This is a genomic window from Pseudomonas sp. H3_E07, assembly GCF_054668895.1.
Window position 1 is genome coordinate 5,198,818 of record NZ_CP162795.1, and the last position, 15,299, is coordinate 5,214,116.

Here is a 15,299-nt window from a genome sequence, read left to right on the forward strand (position 1 = left end):
GCTTAGAGCGGCGATCCGAAGGCCCTTGCCAGGGCCCCTGATTAGCGGGAGCGAGGCCATCATGCCCATGCTTTTTTGGATCGTCAAATGTTTTGTAGTGCTTTTTTTCAAGCACTACATCTTTAGTCTAATACGACTCATCAGTCAGTTTTTGGTGCTTCAGTTCAGGGTGTCGACCTTGACCCGTAAAGTCAGGTCATCGCGGCCCTGGGTAGAGTAGCTGCGGGTTGTAGAGGATTTATCGGCCTGGGTTTCGCGATTGATGCCGGCCAGGGGAATCCACTCGCCCAGTCGACCGCTGACGGTTGTGTCGGTACTTTGCACATTCACTACATCGGGACGCTCCTGGCTCATGCGGTCACGATTGGTGCTGATCGCCAGGTGCACGGTCTCGCCAGTGACGCTGGCGGTGACGTAGAAGCCCTGGGTCACGTTGCGATACTGGGTCTGGTTCTGCAGACGGCCGTAGCTGTCCTGCTGGGTGGTGGTCAGCGGTACGCTCTGGCCTACCTGGATCAGCGCGGGCACACCTTCGCTGGCCTGAATCTGCTGGATCCCGCCGTCGCGGCTGGCGGTGCCGTAGCTGATGATGCGGGTCTGGCTGTCGCCGCTGTTCTGCTGGTTGTTTTCGTTGGTGTCGACGGTGATCAACAGGCGCTTGGCTGGTGTGTCCAATTGTGCAAGCAGGGCGCGCAGGTCCTGGATCTTGGCGGGGTCAGCGTTGACGATAAGTTGGTTGCCGTAAGCGCTGACGGTGCCGTCCTTGCCGATGAAGTTCTGCGCCACGGGCAGCAGGTCGGCACTGGTGCGGTTGCTCAGGTTGACGACTTCAGTGTCGGCCATGGTCGAGCAACTGGCGGTCAGGAGGAGGGCGGTGAGCAGGGTGCGTAGGGACATGTCCGTGATCTCTGCGAGTCATTTGGGCTTGATAGTGCCAGTTTGTCGGCCTGGTGGGTCGCAAGTTGAATCGTAGACGGCAAAATGCCCTGGCATGGCAGGGCATTGTTGGTGTTGCTGAAATAGCTATCGGGGGCAAGCCCCCTCCCACATTTTGACCGAGTACATCCTTGAGGATGTGGTCAAGTGTGGCAGGGGGGCTTGCCCCCGATGGCAGCGACGCGGTCTCGAATCAGCCCCCGCGCACCATATCGACATGGGGAATCCCGACTTCCAGGAATTCCCCGCTGACGATCTTGAAGCCCAGTCGCTCATAGAACGGCGCCGCATAGACCTGCGCACTCAGGAACTGCTTGGTCTGACCGCGTTGCTCGGCCACGCCGATTACGGCTTCCATCAGCTTGTCGCCGACCTTCAGCCCGCGCCAGTCTTTGAGTACCGAAACGCGCCCGATTTCGCCGCTGGGCAGCAGGCGCGCGGTGCCGATCGGAAAGTCGCCCTCGAATGCGAGAAAATGCACAGCACTCGCATCGTCTGCGTCCCACTCCAGCTCAGGTGGAACCGATTGCTCAGCGATAAACACCGCATCACGAATGCGCCGAATCTCGGCGATATCCTTTTGCCAGTCCGCGACACTTACGTGAATCTTATTCATCGGCAAATCCCAGGCTTCCTTGCTTGACCAATTCGCACAGCAGGTCGCGACCGTCTTCGTCCGCCAGCCATGGGGCGAGGTTTTCGGCGTGCAGCGCGTCGGCGGCGCAGATCAGCTTGAGCAATTCACGCAGCTTGCCCGGCAGGTAACGGCTCTGGCCGCTGGCGAACAGCAGCACATCATCGTCGACTTCCGACCAGGCCATGCGCGCGCTCGGATTGCGTACCAGGATCGCGCCGTCTTGCAGGCTGTTGACGAAATCCTCTTCGCCCAATTCTTCACCGGCCACCAGTTCAGGATAGCGCGGCTCGGTCATGAACTGGCCGAACCAGGTCAGCAGCATGCGCTCGTCACTCATGTGCTCGGCCAGCAGGCTCTTGAGCCGGTCGAGGGCGTCGCCCTGGATCTGGTGCGGGTCAGTGGCGGGCTGAGCGTCGGCGTCAGTGTAGCGCTCTTCATCCGTCAGGTACTGGCTGAGGAAGTCGGTGAAGTGGGTCAGCACTTCGGCGGCGCTCGGTGCACGGAAACCCACGGAGTAGGTCATGCAGTCGTCTTCGGCAATGCCGAAGTGGGCCAGGCGCGGCGGCAGGTAGAGCATATCGCCCGGTTCCAGCACCCATTCGGCGCTTTCTTCGAATTCGGCGAGGATGCGCAGGTCGGCGTGTTGCAGCAGCGGGCTCTCCGAACTGCACATCTGACCGATCTTCCAGTTGCGCTTGCCCTGGGCTTGCAGCAGGAACACGTCGTAGTTGTCGAAGTGCGGGCCGACGCTGCCACCCGGCGCGGCGAAGCTGATCATCACATCGTCGATGCGCCAGCTTGGCAGGAAGCGGAACTGCTCCAGCAATTCGGCCACTTCCGGCACGAACTGATCGACGGCCTGCACCAGCAGGGTCCACTCGCGCTCGGGCAGGGTGCTGAAGGCGTCTTCAGCAAAGGGGCCGCGACGCAATTCCCACGGGCGCTCGCCGTGTTCGATCACCAGGCGCGATTCGACTTCTTCTTCCAGGGCCAGGCCGGCGAGTTCGTCGGCGTCGATCGGGCTTTCGAAGTCAGGGATGGCCTGACGGATCAGCAGCGGCTTTTTCTGCCAGTAGTCGCGCAGGAATTCCCGTGCCGTGATGCCGCCCAGAAGTTGAAGAGGGATATCAGGATTCATGTGTAACCTATTGAAAAAAAGCATTTTTCAGACTGGAATAAAAACGCCCGGCGCGGCCGGGCGTCTCAAAGGTCTAGCGATGATCAGATGCGCTTGGCTTGCTCTACAGCGTTGCCGATGTAGTTGGCCGGGGTGAGCAGTTTCAGCTCGGCCTTGGCCGCGGCTGGCATGTCCAGGCCGTCGATGAAAGTTTGCAGTGCTTCTGGGCTGATGCCCTTGCCGCGCGTCAATTCCTTCAGCTTCTCGTACGGGTTTTCGATGTTGTAGCGGCGCATCACGGTCTGGATCGGCTCGGCCAATACTTCCCAGCACGCGTCCAGGTCAGCGGCAATCTTTTGCTCGTTGAGCTCAAGTTTGCTGATGCCTTTGAGGCTGGCTTCGTACGCGATCACGCTATGGGCAAAACCCACGCCGAGGTTGCGCAGGACGGTGGAGTCGGTCAGGTCGCGCTGCCAGCGGGAAATCGGCAACTTGCTGGCCAGGTGCTGGAACAGGGCGTTGGCGATGCCGAGGTTGCCTTCGGAGTTTTCGAAGTCGATCGGGTTGACCTTGTGCGGCATGGTCGACGAACCGATTTCACCGGCAATGGTGCGCTGCTTGAAGTAGCCCAGGGAGATGTAGCCCCAGATATCGCGATCGAAATCGATCAGGATGGTGTTGAAGCGCGCAATGGCGTCGAACAGCTCGGCGATGTAGTCGTGCGGTTCGATCTGCGTGGTGTACGGGTTGAAGCCCAGGCCCAGCTCGTCTTCGATGAAGGCGCGGGCGTTGGCCTCCCAGTCGATCTCTGGGTAGGCCGACAGGTGGGCGTTGTAGTTGCCTACGGCGCCGTTGATCTTGCCCAGCAGCGGCACGGCCGCGACTTGAGCGATCTGGCGCTCCAGGCGGTACACCACGTTAGCCAGTTCTTTGCCCAGGGTGGTCGGCGACGCCGGCTGGCCGTGAGTGCGCGACAGCATCGGCACGTCGGCGAAACGGATGGCCAGTTCGCGGATGGCGTTGGCGGTTTGGCGCATCAGCGGCAGCATCACGTCATCACGGCCTTCGCGCAGCATCAGGGCGTGGGACAGGTTGTTGATGTCCTCGCTGGTGCAGGCAAAGTGGATGAACTCGCTGACCTGGGCCAGTTCCGGCAGCTTCGCCGCTTGCTCTTTGAGCAGGTATTCGATGGCTTTTACGTCGTGGTTGGTGGTGCGCTCGATCTCTTTCACACGCTCGGCGTGCTCCAGGGAGAAGTTTTCCGCCAGGGTGTTGAGCACAGCGTTGGCTTCGGCGGAGAACGCCGGCACTTCGCTGATGGCGGGGTGAGCGGCCAGGCGCTGGAGCCAGCGCACTTCAACCAGGACACGAGCGCGGATCAGGCCGTACTCGCTGAAAATAGGGCGCAGGGCCTGGGTTTTGCCGGCGTAGCGGCCGTCAACAGGGGAAACCGCAGTGAGCGAAGAGAGCTGCATGGGGTGTTCTCGGACAGTCGGGCAACGAAATGGGGCGCGTATCATACATGAAAAAATCCGCCGGTCCGTTGCCAACTGACCGGCGTATTACGCGTAACGGCTTGAAAATGGCCTGCTGATGCGACTTATTCGTTGCGCATCAACGGGTAAAGCTCTTTGAGCAATTTGCGTCGGCTGATCACCAGCTGCCAACGATGACCGCCCAACTGGCGCCACAACCGCGCCGAACGAATACCGGCCAGGAGCAAGGCGCGGATTTTCGAGGCGTTATTCGGTTGCTGCAGGTTACGCATGTCACCGTGCACCTGGATGCGCTGCCGCAAGGTGCTCAAGGTGTCCTGGTACAGCGCACCGCAGGCTGCGATCACGTTTTCGTGGGCCGGGCCGAAGTGTTCCACCTGGGACTGAATCTGTGGCAGGCGCTTGCCGATGACCTCCAGCATGTCGTCGCGCTTGGCCAGTTGACGCTCAAGACCGAGCATCGACAGAGCGTAGCGCAACGGCTCGCGCTGCAAGGTGCTTGGGTCGCGCTCAAGCGCGCCGATCAGCGCGCGATAGCCTTCACGCAGCGCCAGATCGTCACCGCCGTAGACCTCCAGGGTGTCCTTGGGGTCGCGGATCAGTAGGCTGCCAAGCATGCAGGTGAGGCCGGCTTCAGTGACCTGGCCGGTCTTGGCGATCTTGTCCACCAGCACGGCGGAGAGAAAAACCCCGCCGAGTGCCGTCAATTGCTCCTGGGTCGGGCTCATGCCGGGTTGCTCCAGGCTTCGGCAACTTCTATCACGCCGCCGCCCAGGCAGATTTCGCCGTCGTAGAACACCACGGACTGGCCAGGCGTGACGGCGCGTTGCGGGTCGTCAAAGATGGCGCGGTAACCGGTGGCGGTTTTTTCCAGGGTGCAAGGCTGGTCGCTCTGGCGATAACGCACTTTGGCCGTCAGGCGGCGCGGGGTGCTCAGGTCGATCGGGTTGACCCAGTAGATTTCCGAGGCGAGCAGGGCGCCGGAAAACAGCAGTGGATGCTCGTTGCCCTGGCCGACGATCAGCTCGTTGTGTTCCAGGTCCTTGATCAGCACGTACCACGGCTCTTCACCAGCGTCTTTCAGGCCGCCGATGCCCAGGCCCTGGCGTTGGCCGATGGTGTGGTACATCAGGCCATGGTGGCGGCCGATGACTTCACCCTCGGTGGTCTTGATCTCGCCCGGTTGTGCTGGCAGGTATTGTTTGAGGAAGTCGCTGAAGCGGCGTTCGCCGATAAAGCAGATGCCGGTGGAATCCTTCTTCTTGGCGGTGGCCAGGCCGTGTTTCTCGGCGATCCTGCGCACTTCGGGCTTTTCCAGCTCGCCCACCGGGAACAGGGTCTTGGCGATCTGCTCACCACCGACGGCGTGCAGGAAGTAGCTCTGGTCCTTGTTCGGGTCCAGGCCCTTGAGCAATTCGGTACGACCATCGATGTCGCGTCGGCGCACGTAGTGGCCAGTGGCAATCAGGTCGGCCCCGAGCATCATGGCGTAGTCGAGGAACGCCTTGAACTTGATCTCGCGGTTGCACAGGATGTCCGGGTTCGGCGTGCGGCCGGCCTTGTATTCGGCCAGGAAGTGCTCGAACACGTTGTCCCAGTACTCGGCGGCGAAGTTCGCGGTGTGCAGCTTGATACCGATCTTGTCGCACACGGCCTGGGCGTCTGCCAGGTCGTCCATGGCGGTACAGTATTCCGTTCCATCGTCTTCCTCCCAGTTCTTCATGAACAGGCCTTCCACCTCATATCCCTGCTCCATCAGCAGAACGGCGGAAACGGAAGAGTCCACGCCGCCGGACATGCCGACGATGACGCGCTTCTTTTGTGTGTCAGAAGGGGCTGGATCACGCATAGGATTTCAACGGGTGTCTTGAAAAAGGACGCGATTCTATCAGGCTCAGGCCTTCAAGGCTAAAGAGAAGGGCGGATCAATTCGAGACTGTGGCGATGGCCGGCCAGATAATCATCGATGCAGCGGATGATCAGCTCGCTGCGCCAGTCGTCGCGCAAGGCCATCAGCTCGTCACGGGTCAGCCAGCGAGCACGCAGGATGCCTTCATCGAGTTGATAGTCTGGATGGTGTTTCAAGGCGTTGGCGATGAAACAGACCCGTTGATAAGTCACCCCATTGCTGGGGGCGGTGTACAGGTAGATCCCGACAATACCGGTGGCTTCGACGTCCCAGCCGGTTTCTTCGAGGGTTTCGCGCACGGCGGCCTCGGTCAGGGTTTCATGCGGGTCCAGGTGGCCCGCCGGCTGGTTGAGCACGGCGCGGCCACCCTTGAGTTCTTCGACCATCAAGAAGCGGCCGTTGTCTTCGACGATGGTGGCGACGGTGATGTGGGGTTGCCAGGTCATTCAAAACCTCGATTCGAGATGCGACGGTCTTTGGGCAGGATTGCAGTCAGTGTGGGAGCGGGCTTGCTCGCGAATGCAATGGGTCAGATATGCATCGGGCGACTGGCACACCGCATTCGCGAGCAAGCCCGCTCCCACACTTTGATCCGGTTTGTTCAGCAAAACCGCAGTGTCCTGAAACAGAAGCCCCGGCACAGGGCCGGGGCTTCTTTGCATCCTTACAACCTTACTTCAACTTGGCAATGGCCGCGTTGAGGGTGGTGCTTGGGCGCATGGCCTTGCTGGTCAGCTCCGGGTTCGGCGCGTAGTAGCCGCCGATGTCCACTGGCTTGCCCTGTACGGCGTTCAGCTCGGCAACGATAGTCGCCTCGTTTTCGCTCAGGGTTTTAGCCAGTTCGCCAAACTGCGCTTGCAGTGCGGTGTCTTCGGTCTGGGCATCCAGGGCTTGAGCCCAGTACAGCGCCAGGTAGAAGTGGCTGCCGCGGTTGTCGATGTTGCCGACTTTGCGCGATGGCGACTTGTTGTTGTCGAGGAACTGGCCGGTGGCCTGGTCCAGGGTCTTGGACAGTACCAGGGCTTTCGGGTTGTTGTACGTCACACCCAAATGCTCAAGGGAGGCGGCCAGGGCCAGGAACTCGCCCAGGGAGTCCCAGCGCAGGAAGTTCTCTTCCACCAGTTGCTGCACGTGCTTCGGTGCCGAACCGCCGGCGCCGGTTTCGAACAGGCCGCCGCCGTTCATCAGCGGCACGATGGACAGCATCTTGGCGCTGGTGCCCAGCTCCATGATCGGGAACAGGTCGGTCAGGTAGTCACGCAGTACGTTGCCGGTTACCGAGATGGTGTCCAGGCCCTTGCGGGTGCGCTCCAGGGTGAACTTCATCGCGTCGACGGGCGACATGATGCGGATGTCCAGGCCTTCGGTGTTGTAGTCTTTCAGGTAAGCCTGAACTTTCTCGACCACGACGCCGTCGTGAGCACGCTGTGGGTCCAGCCAGAAAATCGCTGGGGTGTTGCTGGCGCGGGCGCGGTTGACGGCCAGTTTGACCCAATCCTGGATCGGCGCGTCTTTGGTCTGGCACATGCGGAAGATGTCGCCGGCTTCGACCTTCTGTTCCATCAGCAGGCTGCCCTTGCTGTCGGTGACGCGGACTACGCCGTCAGCCTTGATCTGGAAGGTCTTGTCGTGGGAGCCGTACTCTTCGGCTTTCTTCGCCATCAGGCCAACGTTTGGCACGCTGCCCATGGTGGTTGGGTCGAAAGCGCCATTGGCCTTGCAGTCTTCGATGACCGCCTGGTAGATGGTGGCGTAGCAGCGATCCGGGATCACAGCCTTGGTGTCGTGCAGCTGGCCATCGGTGCCCCACATCTTGCCGGAGTCACGGATCATGGCCGGCATCGAGGCGTCGACGATCACGTCGCTCGGCACGTGCAGGTTGGTGATGCCTTTGTCGGAGTTGACCATCGCCAGGGAAGGGCGGGCGGCATAAACAGCCTGGATGTCCGCTTCGATCTGCGCTTGCTGCTCGGCCGGCAGGGCCTTGATGCGAGCGTACAGGTCGCCGATGCCGTTGTTCAGGTTGAAGCCGATCTGCTCCAGCACGGTAGCGTGCTTGGTCAGGGCGTCTTTATAGAACTCGGCAACGATCTGGCCGAACATGATCGGGTCGGAGACCTTCATCATGGTGGCTTTCAGGTGAACCGACAGCAGCACGCCTTGTTTCTTGGCGTCTTCGATTTCAGCGGCGATGAACGCGCGCAGGGCTTTCTTGCTCAGTACAGCGGTGTCGATGATCTCGCCGGCCTGTACCGAAGTCTTTTCCTTCAGGACGGTGGCGGTGCCGTCTTGGGCGATCAGCTCGATTTTGACAGCGTCAGCGGCTTCGATCTGTACGGCTTTTTCGCTGCCGTAGAAATCGCCATTGTTCATGTGGGCAATGTGCGACTTGGAGTCGGCAGCCCAGGCGCCCATCTTGTGCGGGTGCTTGCGCGCGTAGTTCTTGACCGACAGAGGTGCGCGGCGGTCGGAGTTGCCTTCGCGCAGTACCGGGTTCACGGCGCTGCCCTTGACCTTGTCGTAACGTGCACGGGTTTCTTTTTCCGCGTCGGTGGTTACGGTTTCCGGGTAGTCCGGCAGGGCATAGCCCTGGGCCTGCAGTTCCTTGATCGCGGCTTGCAGCTGCGGGGTCGAGGCGCTGATGTTAGGCAGTTTGATGATGTTGGCTTCAGGCGTAACGGCCAGGTCGCCCAGTTCGGCGAGGTGGTCCGGGATAGCCTTGGCGCCCAGTTGCTCGGGGAAGCTTGCGAGGATGCGCGCGGCGAGGGAGATGTCGCGGGTTTCCACGGCAATATCAGCGGAAGCGGTGAAGGCCTCTACGATAGGCAGCAGTGAATAGGTGGCGAGGGCCGGGGCTTCGTCGGTGAAGGTGTAGATGATCTTCGAGCGGGTGGGCATATTCGGATTAACTCTCTTCTTTGCTGAAAGCGTGCGCAGAAACTCGAGATGCGCCGGGTGGAGCGCGTTCGTTCAAAGTCATCCATGAGCGAAATGTCGAGGTTTCTTCGCGGTGATGTTGGGTTGCATCAGTCGAGCGTCAAGCGTTTGGACTATTGTAATAGTCCTGCTTTCTGGCTGAAGGCTACTGTCTAGAGCGGTCAGCCGTCGTGACTCTTTGGTCAGCGGCGGCATTATACATAGGTCGCTATGCTTACGCTGAGCCTTCATACAAAAGGTGTGTCGTCCATTGGTCTAAAGGTCGCAGGGCAGAAGTTGCTACCAAAGTCGCACGTTGTGCTCAAGATTGGCGATTTTGCCTTTTCTTTCAGGCTTGTAGGCGACAAATTATGCTGTTTTCGATGCAAATGAGCATGGCGTGAGGTTTCAGTCGCCATTTATCTGGAGTAGGCTCGAACGCAGCCAGATGTTCAATCCATAGATGGAGTTCAGCATGGGATACAAGAAGATTCAGGTTCCGGCAGTCGGCGACAAAATCACCGTCAACGCAGACCATTCTCTCAATGTTCCTGACCAACCGATCATCCCTTACATCGAAGGTGACGGTATCGGCGTCGACATCAGCCCGGTGATGATCAAGGTGGTCGACGCAGCTGTTGAAAAGGCCTACGGCGGCAAGCGCAAGATCTCATGGATGGAGGTGTATGCCGGTGAGAAGGCGACTCAAGTCTACGACCAGGACACCTGGCTGCCCCAGGAAACCCTGGATGCGGTCAAGGACTATGTGGTTTCCATCAAGGGGCCGCTGACCACCCCCGTCGGTGGCGGCATCCGTTCGCTGAACGTGGCCCTGCGCCAACAGCTCGACCTGTATGTGTGCCTGCGCCCGGTGCGCTGGTTCGAAGGCGTGCCTAGCCCGGTCAAGAAGCCTGGCGATGTGGACATGACCATCTTCCGCGAAAACTCCGAAGACATTTACGCCGGGATCGAATGGAAGGCCGGTTCGGCCGAAGCGATCAAGGTGATCAAGTTCCTCAAGGAAGAAATGGGTGTCACCAAAATCCGTTTCGACCAGGATTGCGGGATTGGTATCAAGCCGGTATCGCTGGAAGGCACCAAGCGCCTGGCACGCAAGGCCCTGCAATACGTAGTGGATAACGATCGCGACTCCCTGACCATCGTGCACAAAGGCAACATTATGAAGTTCACCGAAGGGGCCTTCAAGGAATGGGCCTACGAAGTGGCGGCTGAAGAGTTTGGCGCGACCCTGCTGGATGGCGGTCCGTGGATGCAGTTCAAGAACCCGAAGACCGGCAAGAACGTGGTGGTCAAGGATGCGATTGCTGACGCCATGCTTCAGCAGATCCTGCTACGTCCGGCCGAGTATGACGTGATCGCGACCCTCAACCTGAACGGCGACTACCTGTCCGATGCCTTGGCGGCGGAGGTGGGTGGTATCGGTATTGCGCCGGGTGCGAACCTGTCGGACACCGTGGCGATGTTCGAAGCGACCCACGGTACTGCGCCTAAATATGCGGGCAAGGACCAGGTCAATCCGGGCTCCCTGATTTTGTCGGCTGAGATGATGCTGCGTCACATGGGCTGGACCGAGGCTGCGGATCTGATCATCAAGGGCACCAATGGTGCGATTTCTGCCAAGACGGTAACTTATGACTTCGAGCGCCTTATGGACGGCGCGAAGCTGGTGTCGTCGTCCGGCTTTGGTGATGCGTTGATTTCGCATATGTAATCACGCAGGCATAAAAAACGGCCATCTCAAGTTGATTGGGGTGGCCGTTTTTTTATAACGCGCTGGACGCTCGGCGGCTGATCAGGCCGTTTGTTTCTTTTCTACGCCGCTCGCACGTACTGCCGGGCTCGCATCGGCTTCTGCTTTCACCGTATCGATATTCGCGGCGTGCAGCCCCTTGGGGCCTTGAATGATATCAAAGGTGACCGGTTGTCCCGCTTTCAGCGTTTTGTAACCATCCATGATAATCGCTGAGTAATGCGCAAAAAGGTCCTCGCTTTTTCCTTCTTCGTTAACAAAACCATATCCCTTGGCATTGTTGAACCACTTGACCTTGCCTTTGATCTTGACGCCAGACATACCCATATCCCTCTGCACCAGACTCCATCACTGGAGTATCATCCAGTTTATCCGTCCTAACCCGAATAAATAAGGTTGACTGCGCGGACCTTTTTTACCCACTGTGGGTTCTATTGGTTGTAACACCGTTTCGCCGATAGTCAAGGCGACCAGTCGGTCAGAGTTGAAATTCTGACAGGTCGCCCCCACCACTGTATTTGAACCACTGACGAACCTTTCTTTCCATGCATGCAAACAGCCAGATTCGACTAACATTCAATCAGGATCGACCGGATCAGGAACCTGATGACGACGGTTCTGCAGGCATTGCTGTTCAGGAGGCCAAGCCTGCCTTACAGGCGCCGCCGATGTACAAGGTGGTTTTGTTCAACGATGACTACACACCGATGGATTTCGTGGTCGAAGTGCTCGAGGTGTTTTTTAACCTGAACCGCGAGTTGGCGACCAAGGTAATGCTGGCCGTTCACACAGAAGGACGGGCAGTATGTGGAGTGTTTACCCGCGACATCGCCGAGACAAAGGCCATGCAGGTCAACCAGTACGCCAGGGAAAGCCAGCATCCGCTACTCTGTGAAATCGAGAAGGACGGTTAACGCCGACCACTTGGGTATGAGGTGAAGCTATGTTAAACCGCGAGCTCGAAGTCACCCTCAATCTTGCCTTCAAGGAGGCTCGTTCGAAGCGTCATGAATTCATGACCGTCGAGCACCTGCTGCTGGCACTTTTGGATAACGAAGCTGCCGCTACCGTTCTACGTGCGTGCGGCGCCAACCTCGACAAACTCAAGCATGACCTGCAGGAGTTTATCGACTCCACGACGCCACTTATTCCAGTCCACGATGAAGACCGTGAAACCCAGCCAACCCTGGGCTTCCAGCGGGTGCTTCAGCGTGCCGTGTTTCATGTTCAGAGCTCCGGTAAGCGTGAAGTCACAGGCGCCAATGTGCTGGTGGCGATTTTCAGCGAGCAGGAAAGCCAGGCAGTGTTCCTGCTGAAACAGCAGAGCGTTGCCCGTATCGATGTCGTCAACTACATCGCCCACGGTATCTCCAAGGTACCCGGGCACGGCGATCATTCCGAGGGTGAGCAGGATATGCAGGACGACGAGGGCGGTGAGTCTTCTTCTTCGGGCAATCCACTGGATGCCTATGCCAGCAACCTCAACGAACTGGCGCGCCAGGGGCGGATCGATCCGCTGGTGGGGCGAGAGCTTGAGGTCGAGCGTGTAGCGCAGATCCTTGCGCGTCGTCGCAAGAACAACCCGTTGCTGGTGGGTGAGGCAGGCGTGGGCAAGACCGCGATTGCCGAAGGCCTGGCCAAGCGCATCGTCGATAACCAGGTGCCGGACCTGCTGGCCAACAGCGTCGTCTACTCCTTGGACCTGGGCGCGTTGCTCGCGGGGACCAAGTACCGTGGTGATTTCGAGAAGCGCTTCAAGGCGCTGCTCGGTGAGCTGAAAAAACGTCCGCAGGCGATCCTGTTCATCGACGAAATCCACACCATCATTGGGGCCGGCGCGGCGTCCGGTGGCGTGATGGATGCTTCCAACCTGCTCAAACCGCTGCTGTCTTCGGGTGATATCCGTTGCATCGGTTCGACCACGTTCCAGGAATTCCGCGGCATCTTCGAGAAAGACCGTGCCCTGGCGCGTCGCTTCCAGAAAGTCGACGTTTCCGAGCCTTCGGTTGAAGACACCATCGGTATCCTGCGGGGGCTCAAAGGGCGTTTCGAAGCGCACCATGGCATCGAATACACCGATGAAGCACTGCGCTCCGCCGCCGAGCTGGCGTCGCGCTACATCAATGACCGTCACATGCCGGACAAGGCCATCGATGTGATCGATGAGGCAGGGGCTTACCAGCGCCTGCAGCCGGTCGAGAAGCGCGTGAAGCGCATCGACGTGCCTCAGGTCGAGGACATTGTCGCGAAGATCGCGCGGATTCCGCCAAAACACGTCAACAGTTCCGATAAGGAGTTGCTGCGTAACCTGGAGCGCGACCTCAAGCTCACCGTGTTCGGCCAGGATGCGGCCATCGATGCGTTGTCCACCGCGATCAAGCTGTCCCGTGCGGGCCTCAAGTCGCCGGACAAGCCTGTCGGTTCGTTCCTGTTCGCAGGCCCGACCGGCGTCGGCAAGACCGAAGCGGCGCGGCAGCTGGCCAAGGCCATGGGCATTGAACTGGTGCGTTTCGACATGTCCGAGTACATGGAGCGTCACACCGTGTCGCGCCTGATCGGTGCGCCTCCGGGCTATGTCGGCTTCGATCAGGGCGGTCTGCTGACCGAAGCGATCACCAAGCAACCGCATTGCGTGCTGCTGCTCGATGAAATCGAGAAGGCCCACCCGGAAGTCTTCAACCTGCTGCTGCAGGTAATGGATCACGGAACCCTGACCGACAACAACGGACGCAAGGCGGACTTCCGCAATGTGATCGTGATCATGACCACCAACGCCGGTGCCGAAACGGCTGCGCGGGCTTCGATCGGCTTCAGCCATCAGGATCACTCTTCCGATGCGATGGAAGTGATCAAAAAGAGCTTCACGCCGGAATTCCGCAACCGTCTGGACACCATTATCCAGTTTGGTCGCCTCAGTCATGAGGTCATCAAGAGCGTGGTGGACAAGTTCCTTACCGAGCTTCAGGCGCAGTTGGAAGATAAGCGCGTGCAGTTGGAGGTTACGGACGCGGCGCGCAGTTGGCTGGCGCAAGGTGGTTACGATGCGGCAATGGGCGCACGCCCAATGGCGCGTCTGATCCAGGACAAGATCAAGCGGCCATTGGCCGAAGAAATCCTGTTCGGCGAGCTTTCCGATCATGGCGGCGTGGTGCATATCGACCTGAAGGATGGCGAGCTGACCTTCGAGTTCGAGACCACGGCTGAAATGGCCTGATAGCGGTTGCAACAAAGCAAAAAGGCGCCGAAAGGCGCCTTTTTGCTGTCTCTGATTGTGCAGCGCAGTCTTCAGGTCAATAAAGATCAAATGTGGGAGCTGGCTTGCCTGCGATAGCGGTGGATCAGGAAAGGGTTCCTTGGCTGACACACCGCTATTGCAGGCAGGCCAGCTCCCACAGGGTTGACCAGTATCTGCTAAATCGCACGCACACAAAAACGCCCGGCATAACCGGGCGTTTTGTATTGACTTGCTTAGCGAGCGCGGTAAGTGATGCGCCCTTTACTCAAGTCATAGGGCGTCAGCTCGACGCGCACTTTGTCACCGGTAAGAATACGAATGTAGTTCTTGCGCATCTTGCCGGAGATATGCGCGGTTACGACGTGCCCATTTTCCAACTCCACACGAAACATGGTGTTGGGCAGGGTGTCGACGACAGTGCCTTCCATTTCGAAGCTGTCTTCTTTCGACATGCAGTAAAGCCCTCGGTATCCAGTGAATGGCCCGGTGCAACTGCGCCAGGCAAAAGCGGCGTGCATTGTGCCCGAAAAAGGGTGTTTAAGCCAAGGGGTTCTAGTTAAGCACGACCCATCTTTGATTAATTAGCAGTTCTATGGGCCGATATTGGGTCTTGTAGTTCATCTTTTTGCAGTTCTTGATCCAGTAGCCGAGGTACACAGCTTCCAGTTCCAGGCGCAAGGCTTCGCCAATTTGCCACAGGATCGCAAAGCGTCCCAGGCTACGGCGCTCTTCGCCGGGCTCGTAAAAGGTGTAGACCGCCGACAGGCCGTTAGGCAGTAAATCGGTCACGGCCACCGCCAGCAACCGGCCGTCGGCGCGAAACTCATAGAAGCGCGAGAACGGCAGGTCGCGTACCAGGAACGTGGAGAACTGGTCGCGACTGGGCGGAAACATATCGCCATCGGCATGGCGCTCTTCGATGTAGCGCTGGTACAGGTCGAAGTACTCTTCGGTGAACCGTGGCTTGGTTGGCATCACCGTCAGGTCGGCATTGCGCTTGAGGATGCGTTTCTGGTTGCGGTCCGGCAGAAACTGCGCCACGGGAATACGTGCCGGGACGCAGGCATTACAGTTCTGGCAATGAGGCCGGTACAGATGATCGCCGCTGCGCCGAAAGCCCATCTCCGACAGGTCGGCATACACATGCACGTCCATAGGCTGGCTGGGGTCGAGGAACAGTGTGGTGGCCTGCTCGTCGGGCAGATAGCTGCAAGAGTGGGGTTGAGTGGCATAAAACTTCAAACGCGCCAACTCGGTCATGATCAACCCTCGGATAAGCTTT

14 protein-coding genes are annotated in these 15,299 nt (G+C 59.1%); 3 read left to right on the forward strand and 11 right to left on the reverse strand.

The window, feature by feature from the left end; all coding sequences use genetic code 11:
• Positions 1-159: 159 nt before the first annotated feature.
• The 8 genes from AB4O08_RS23965 to AB4O08_RS24000 form a co-directional block, all read right to left on the reverse strand.
• The gene (locus AB4O08_RS23965) at positions 160-897 is read right to left on the reverse strand and encodes a secretin N-terminal domain-containing protein (protein WP_010209583.1); all 738 of its coding nucleotides are present in this window, start codon (positions 895-897) and stop codon (positions 160-162) included.
• A gap of 232 nt (positions 898-1,129) precedes the next feature.
• Positions 1,130-1,552 (reverse strand): GNAT family N-acetyltransferase, encoded by a 423-nt coding sequence (locus tag AB4O08_RS23970; protein WP_047540909.1) that lies wholly within the window; start codon positions 1,550-1,552, stop codon positions 1,130-1,132.
• Positions 1,545-2,711 carry a ribosomal protein uL16 3-hydroxylase gene (locus AB4O08_RS23975; RefSeq protein WP_010209588.1) on the reverse strand — a complete coding sequence of 389 codons (1,167 nt, stop codon included), beginning with the start codon at positions 2,709-2,711 and terminating at the stop codon, positions 1,545-1,547. Before AB4O08_RS23975 ends, AB4O08_RS23970 begins: the two co-directional genes overlap by 8 nt.
• A gap of 83 nt (positions 2,712-2,794) precedes the next feature.
• Positions 2,795-4,165: an adenylosuccinate lyase gene (gene purB, locus AB4O08_RS23980; RefSeq protein WP_010209589.1), complete on the reverse strand. Its 1,371-nt coding sequence runs from the start codon at positions 4,163-4,165 to the stop codon at positions 2,795-2,797.
• Positions 4,166-4,290: 125 nt separating this feature from the next.
• Positions 4,291-4,914: a high frequency lysogenization protein HflD gene (gene hflD, locus AB4O08_RS23985; RefSeq protein WP_021492762.1), complete on the reverse strand. Its 624-nt coding sequence runs from the start codon at positions 4,912-4,914 to the stop codon at positions 4,291-4,293.
• Positions 4,911-6,035, reverse strand: a complete 1,125-nt coding sequence (mnmA, locus tag AB4O08_RS23990; RefSeq protein ID WP_010209592.1) for a tRNA 2-thiouridine(34) synthase MnmA — start codon at positions 6,033-6,035, stop codon at positions 4,911-4,913. Before mnmA ends, hflD begins: the two co-directional genes overlap by 4 nt.
• A gap of 59 nt (positions 6,036-6,094) precedes the next feature.
• Positions 6,095-6,541, reverse strand: a complete 447-nt coding sequence (locus AB4O08_RS23995) for an NUDIX hydrolase (protein ID WP_010209593.1) — start codon at positions 6,539-6,541, stop codon at positions 6,095-6,097.
• 226 nt (positions 6,542-6,767) lie between these two features.
• Positions 6,768-8,993, reverse strand: coding sequence for an NADP-dependent isocitrate dehydrogenase (locus AB4O08_RS24000; protein ID WP_047540912.1), 2,226 nt, complete (start codon positions 8,991-8,993; stop codon positions 6,768-6,770).
• 493 nt (positions 8,994-9,486) lie between these two features.
• Between AB4O08_RS24000 and icd the strand changes: the two genes are divergently transcribed.
• Positions 9,487-10,743, forward strand: coding sequence for an NADP-dependent isocitrate dehydrogenase (icd, locus tag AB4O08_RS24005; RefSeq protein ID WP_010209595.1), 1,257 nt, complete (start codon positions 9,487-9,489; stop codon positions 10,741-10,743).
• An 81-nt stretch (positions 10,744-10,824) separates the two neighbouring features.
• Here icd and cspD read toward each other — a convergent pair whose 3' ends face one another.
• On the reverse strand, positions 10,825-11,103 hold the full coding sequence (gene cspD / locus AB4O08_RS24010) for a cold shock domain-containing protein CspD (RefSeq protein ID WP_029529108.1): 279 nt from the start codon (positions 11,101-11,103) through the stop codon (positions 10,825-10,827).
• 224 nt (positions 11,104-11,327) lie between these two features.
• On the opposite strand from cspD, the gene clpS reads away from it, so the two are divergent.
• Positions 11,328-11,696: an ATP-dependent Clp protease adapter ClpS gene (gene clpS / locus AB4O08_RS24015; RefSeq protein WP_010209597.1), complete on the forward strand. Its 369-nt coding sequence runs from the start codon at positions 11,328-11,330 to the stop codon at positions 11,694-11,696.
• Positions 11,697-11,725: 29 nt separating this feature from the next.
• Entirely contained in the window at positions 11,726-13,996 is a 2,271-nt protein-coding gene (gene clpA, locus AB4O08_RS24020) for an ATP-dependent Clp protease ATP-binding subunit ClpA (protein WP_010209598.1), read from the forward strand.
• A 254-nt stretch (positions 13,997-14,250) separates the two neighbouring features.
• Here the strand turns inward: clpA and infA are convergent, their stop codons facing one another.
• Positions 14,251-14,469 (reverse strand): translation initiation factor IF-1, encoded by a 219-nt coding sequence (infA, locus tag AB4O08_RS24025; RefSeq protein ID WP_002553999.1) that lies wholly within the window; start codon positions 14,467-14,469, stop codon positions 14,251-14,253.
• A 100-nt stretch (positions 14,470-14,569) separates the two neighbouring features.
• Entirely contained in the window at positions 14,570-15,277 is a 708-nt protein-coding gene (locus tag AB4O08_RS24030; protein ID WP_010209600.1) for an arginyltransferase, read from the reverse strand.
• Positions 15,278-15,299 lie beyond the last annotated feature (22 nt).

Bases quoted from the DNA above. Each gene is read 5' to 3' on its own strand.
- AB4O08_RS23965 (WP_010209583.1), bottom strand. From the start codon at position 897: ATGTCCCTACGCACCCTGCTCACCGCCCTCCTCCTGACCGCCAGTTGC.
- AB4O08_RS23970 (WP_047540909.1), bottom strand. From the start codon at position 1,552: ATGAATAAGATTCACGTAAGTGTCGCGGACTGGCAAAAGGATATCGCC.
- AB4O08_RS23975 (WP_010209588.1), bottom strand. From the start codon at position 2,711: ATGAATCCTGATATCCCTCTTCAACTTCTGGGCGGCATCACGGCACGG.
- purB (WP_010209589.1), bottom strand. From the start codon at position 4,165: ATGCAGCTCTCTTCGCTCACTGCGGTTTCCCCTGTTGACGGCCGCTAC.
- hflD (WP_021492762.1), bottom strand. From the start codon at position 4,914: ATGAGCCCGACCCAGGAGCAATTGACGGCACTCGGCGGGGTTTTTCTC.
- mnmA (WP_010209592.1), bottom strand. From the start codon at position 6,035: ATGCGTGATCCAGCCCCTTCTGACACACAAAAGAAGCGCGTCATCGTC.
- AB4O08_RS23995 (WP_010209593.1), bottom strand. From the start codon at position 6,541: ATGACCTGGCAACCCCACATCACCGTCGCCACCATCGTCGAAGACAAC.
- AB4O08_RS24000 (WP_047540912.1), bottom strand. From the start codon at position 8,993: ATGCCCACCCGCTCGAAGATCATCTACACCTTCACCGACGAAGCCCCG.
- icd (WP_010209595.1), top strand. From the start codon at position 9,487: ATGGGATACAAGAAGATTCAGGTTCCGGCAGTCGGCGACAAAATCACC.
- cspD (WP_029529108.1), bottom strand. From the start codon at position 11,103: ATGTCTGGCGTCAAGATCAAAGGCAAGGTCAAGTGGTTCAACAATGCC.
- clpS (WP_010209597.1), top strand. From the start codon at position 11,328: ATGCATGCAAACAGCCAGATTCGACTAACATTCAATCAGGATCGACCG.
- clpA (WP_010209598.1), top strand. From the start codon at position 11,726: ATGTTAAACCGCGAGCTCGAAGTCACCCTCAATCTTGCCTTCAAGGAG.
- infA (WP_002553999.1), bottom strand. From the start codon at position 14,469: ATGTCGAAAGAAGACAGCTTCGAAATGGAAGGCACTGTCGTCGACACC.
- AB4O08_RS24030 (WP_010209600.1), bottom strand. From the start codon at position 15,277: ATGACCGAGTTGGCGCGTTTGAAGTTTTATGCCACTCAACCCCACTCT.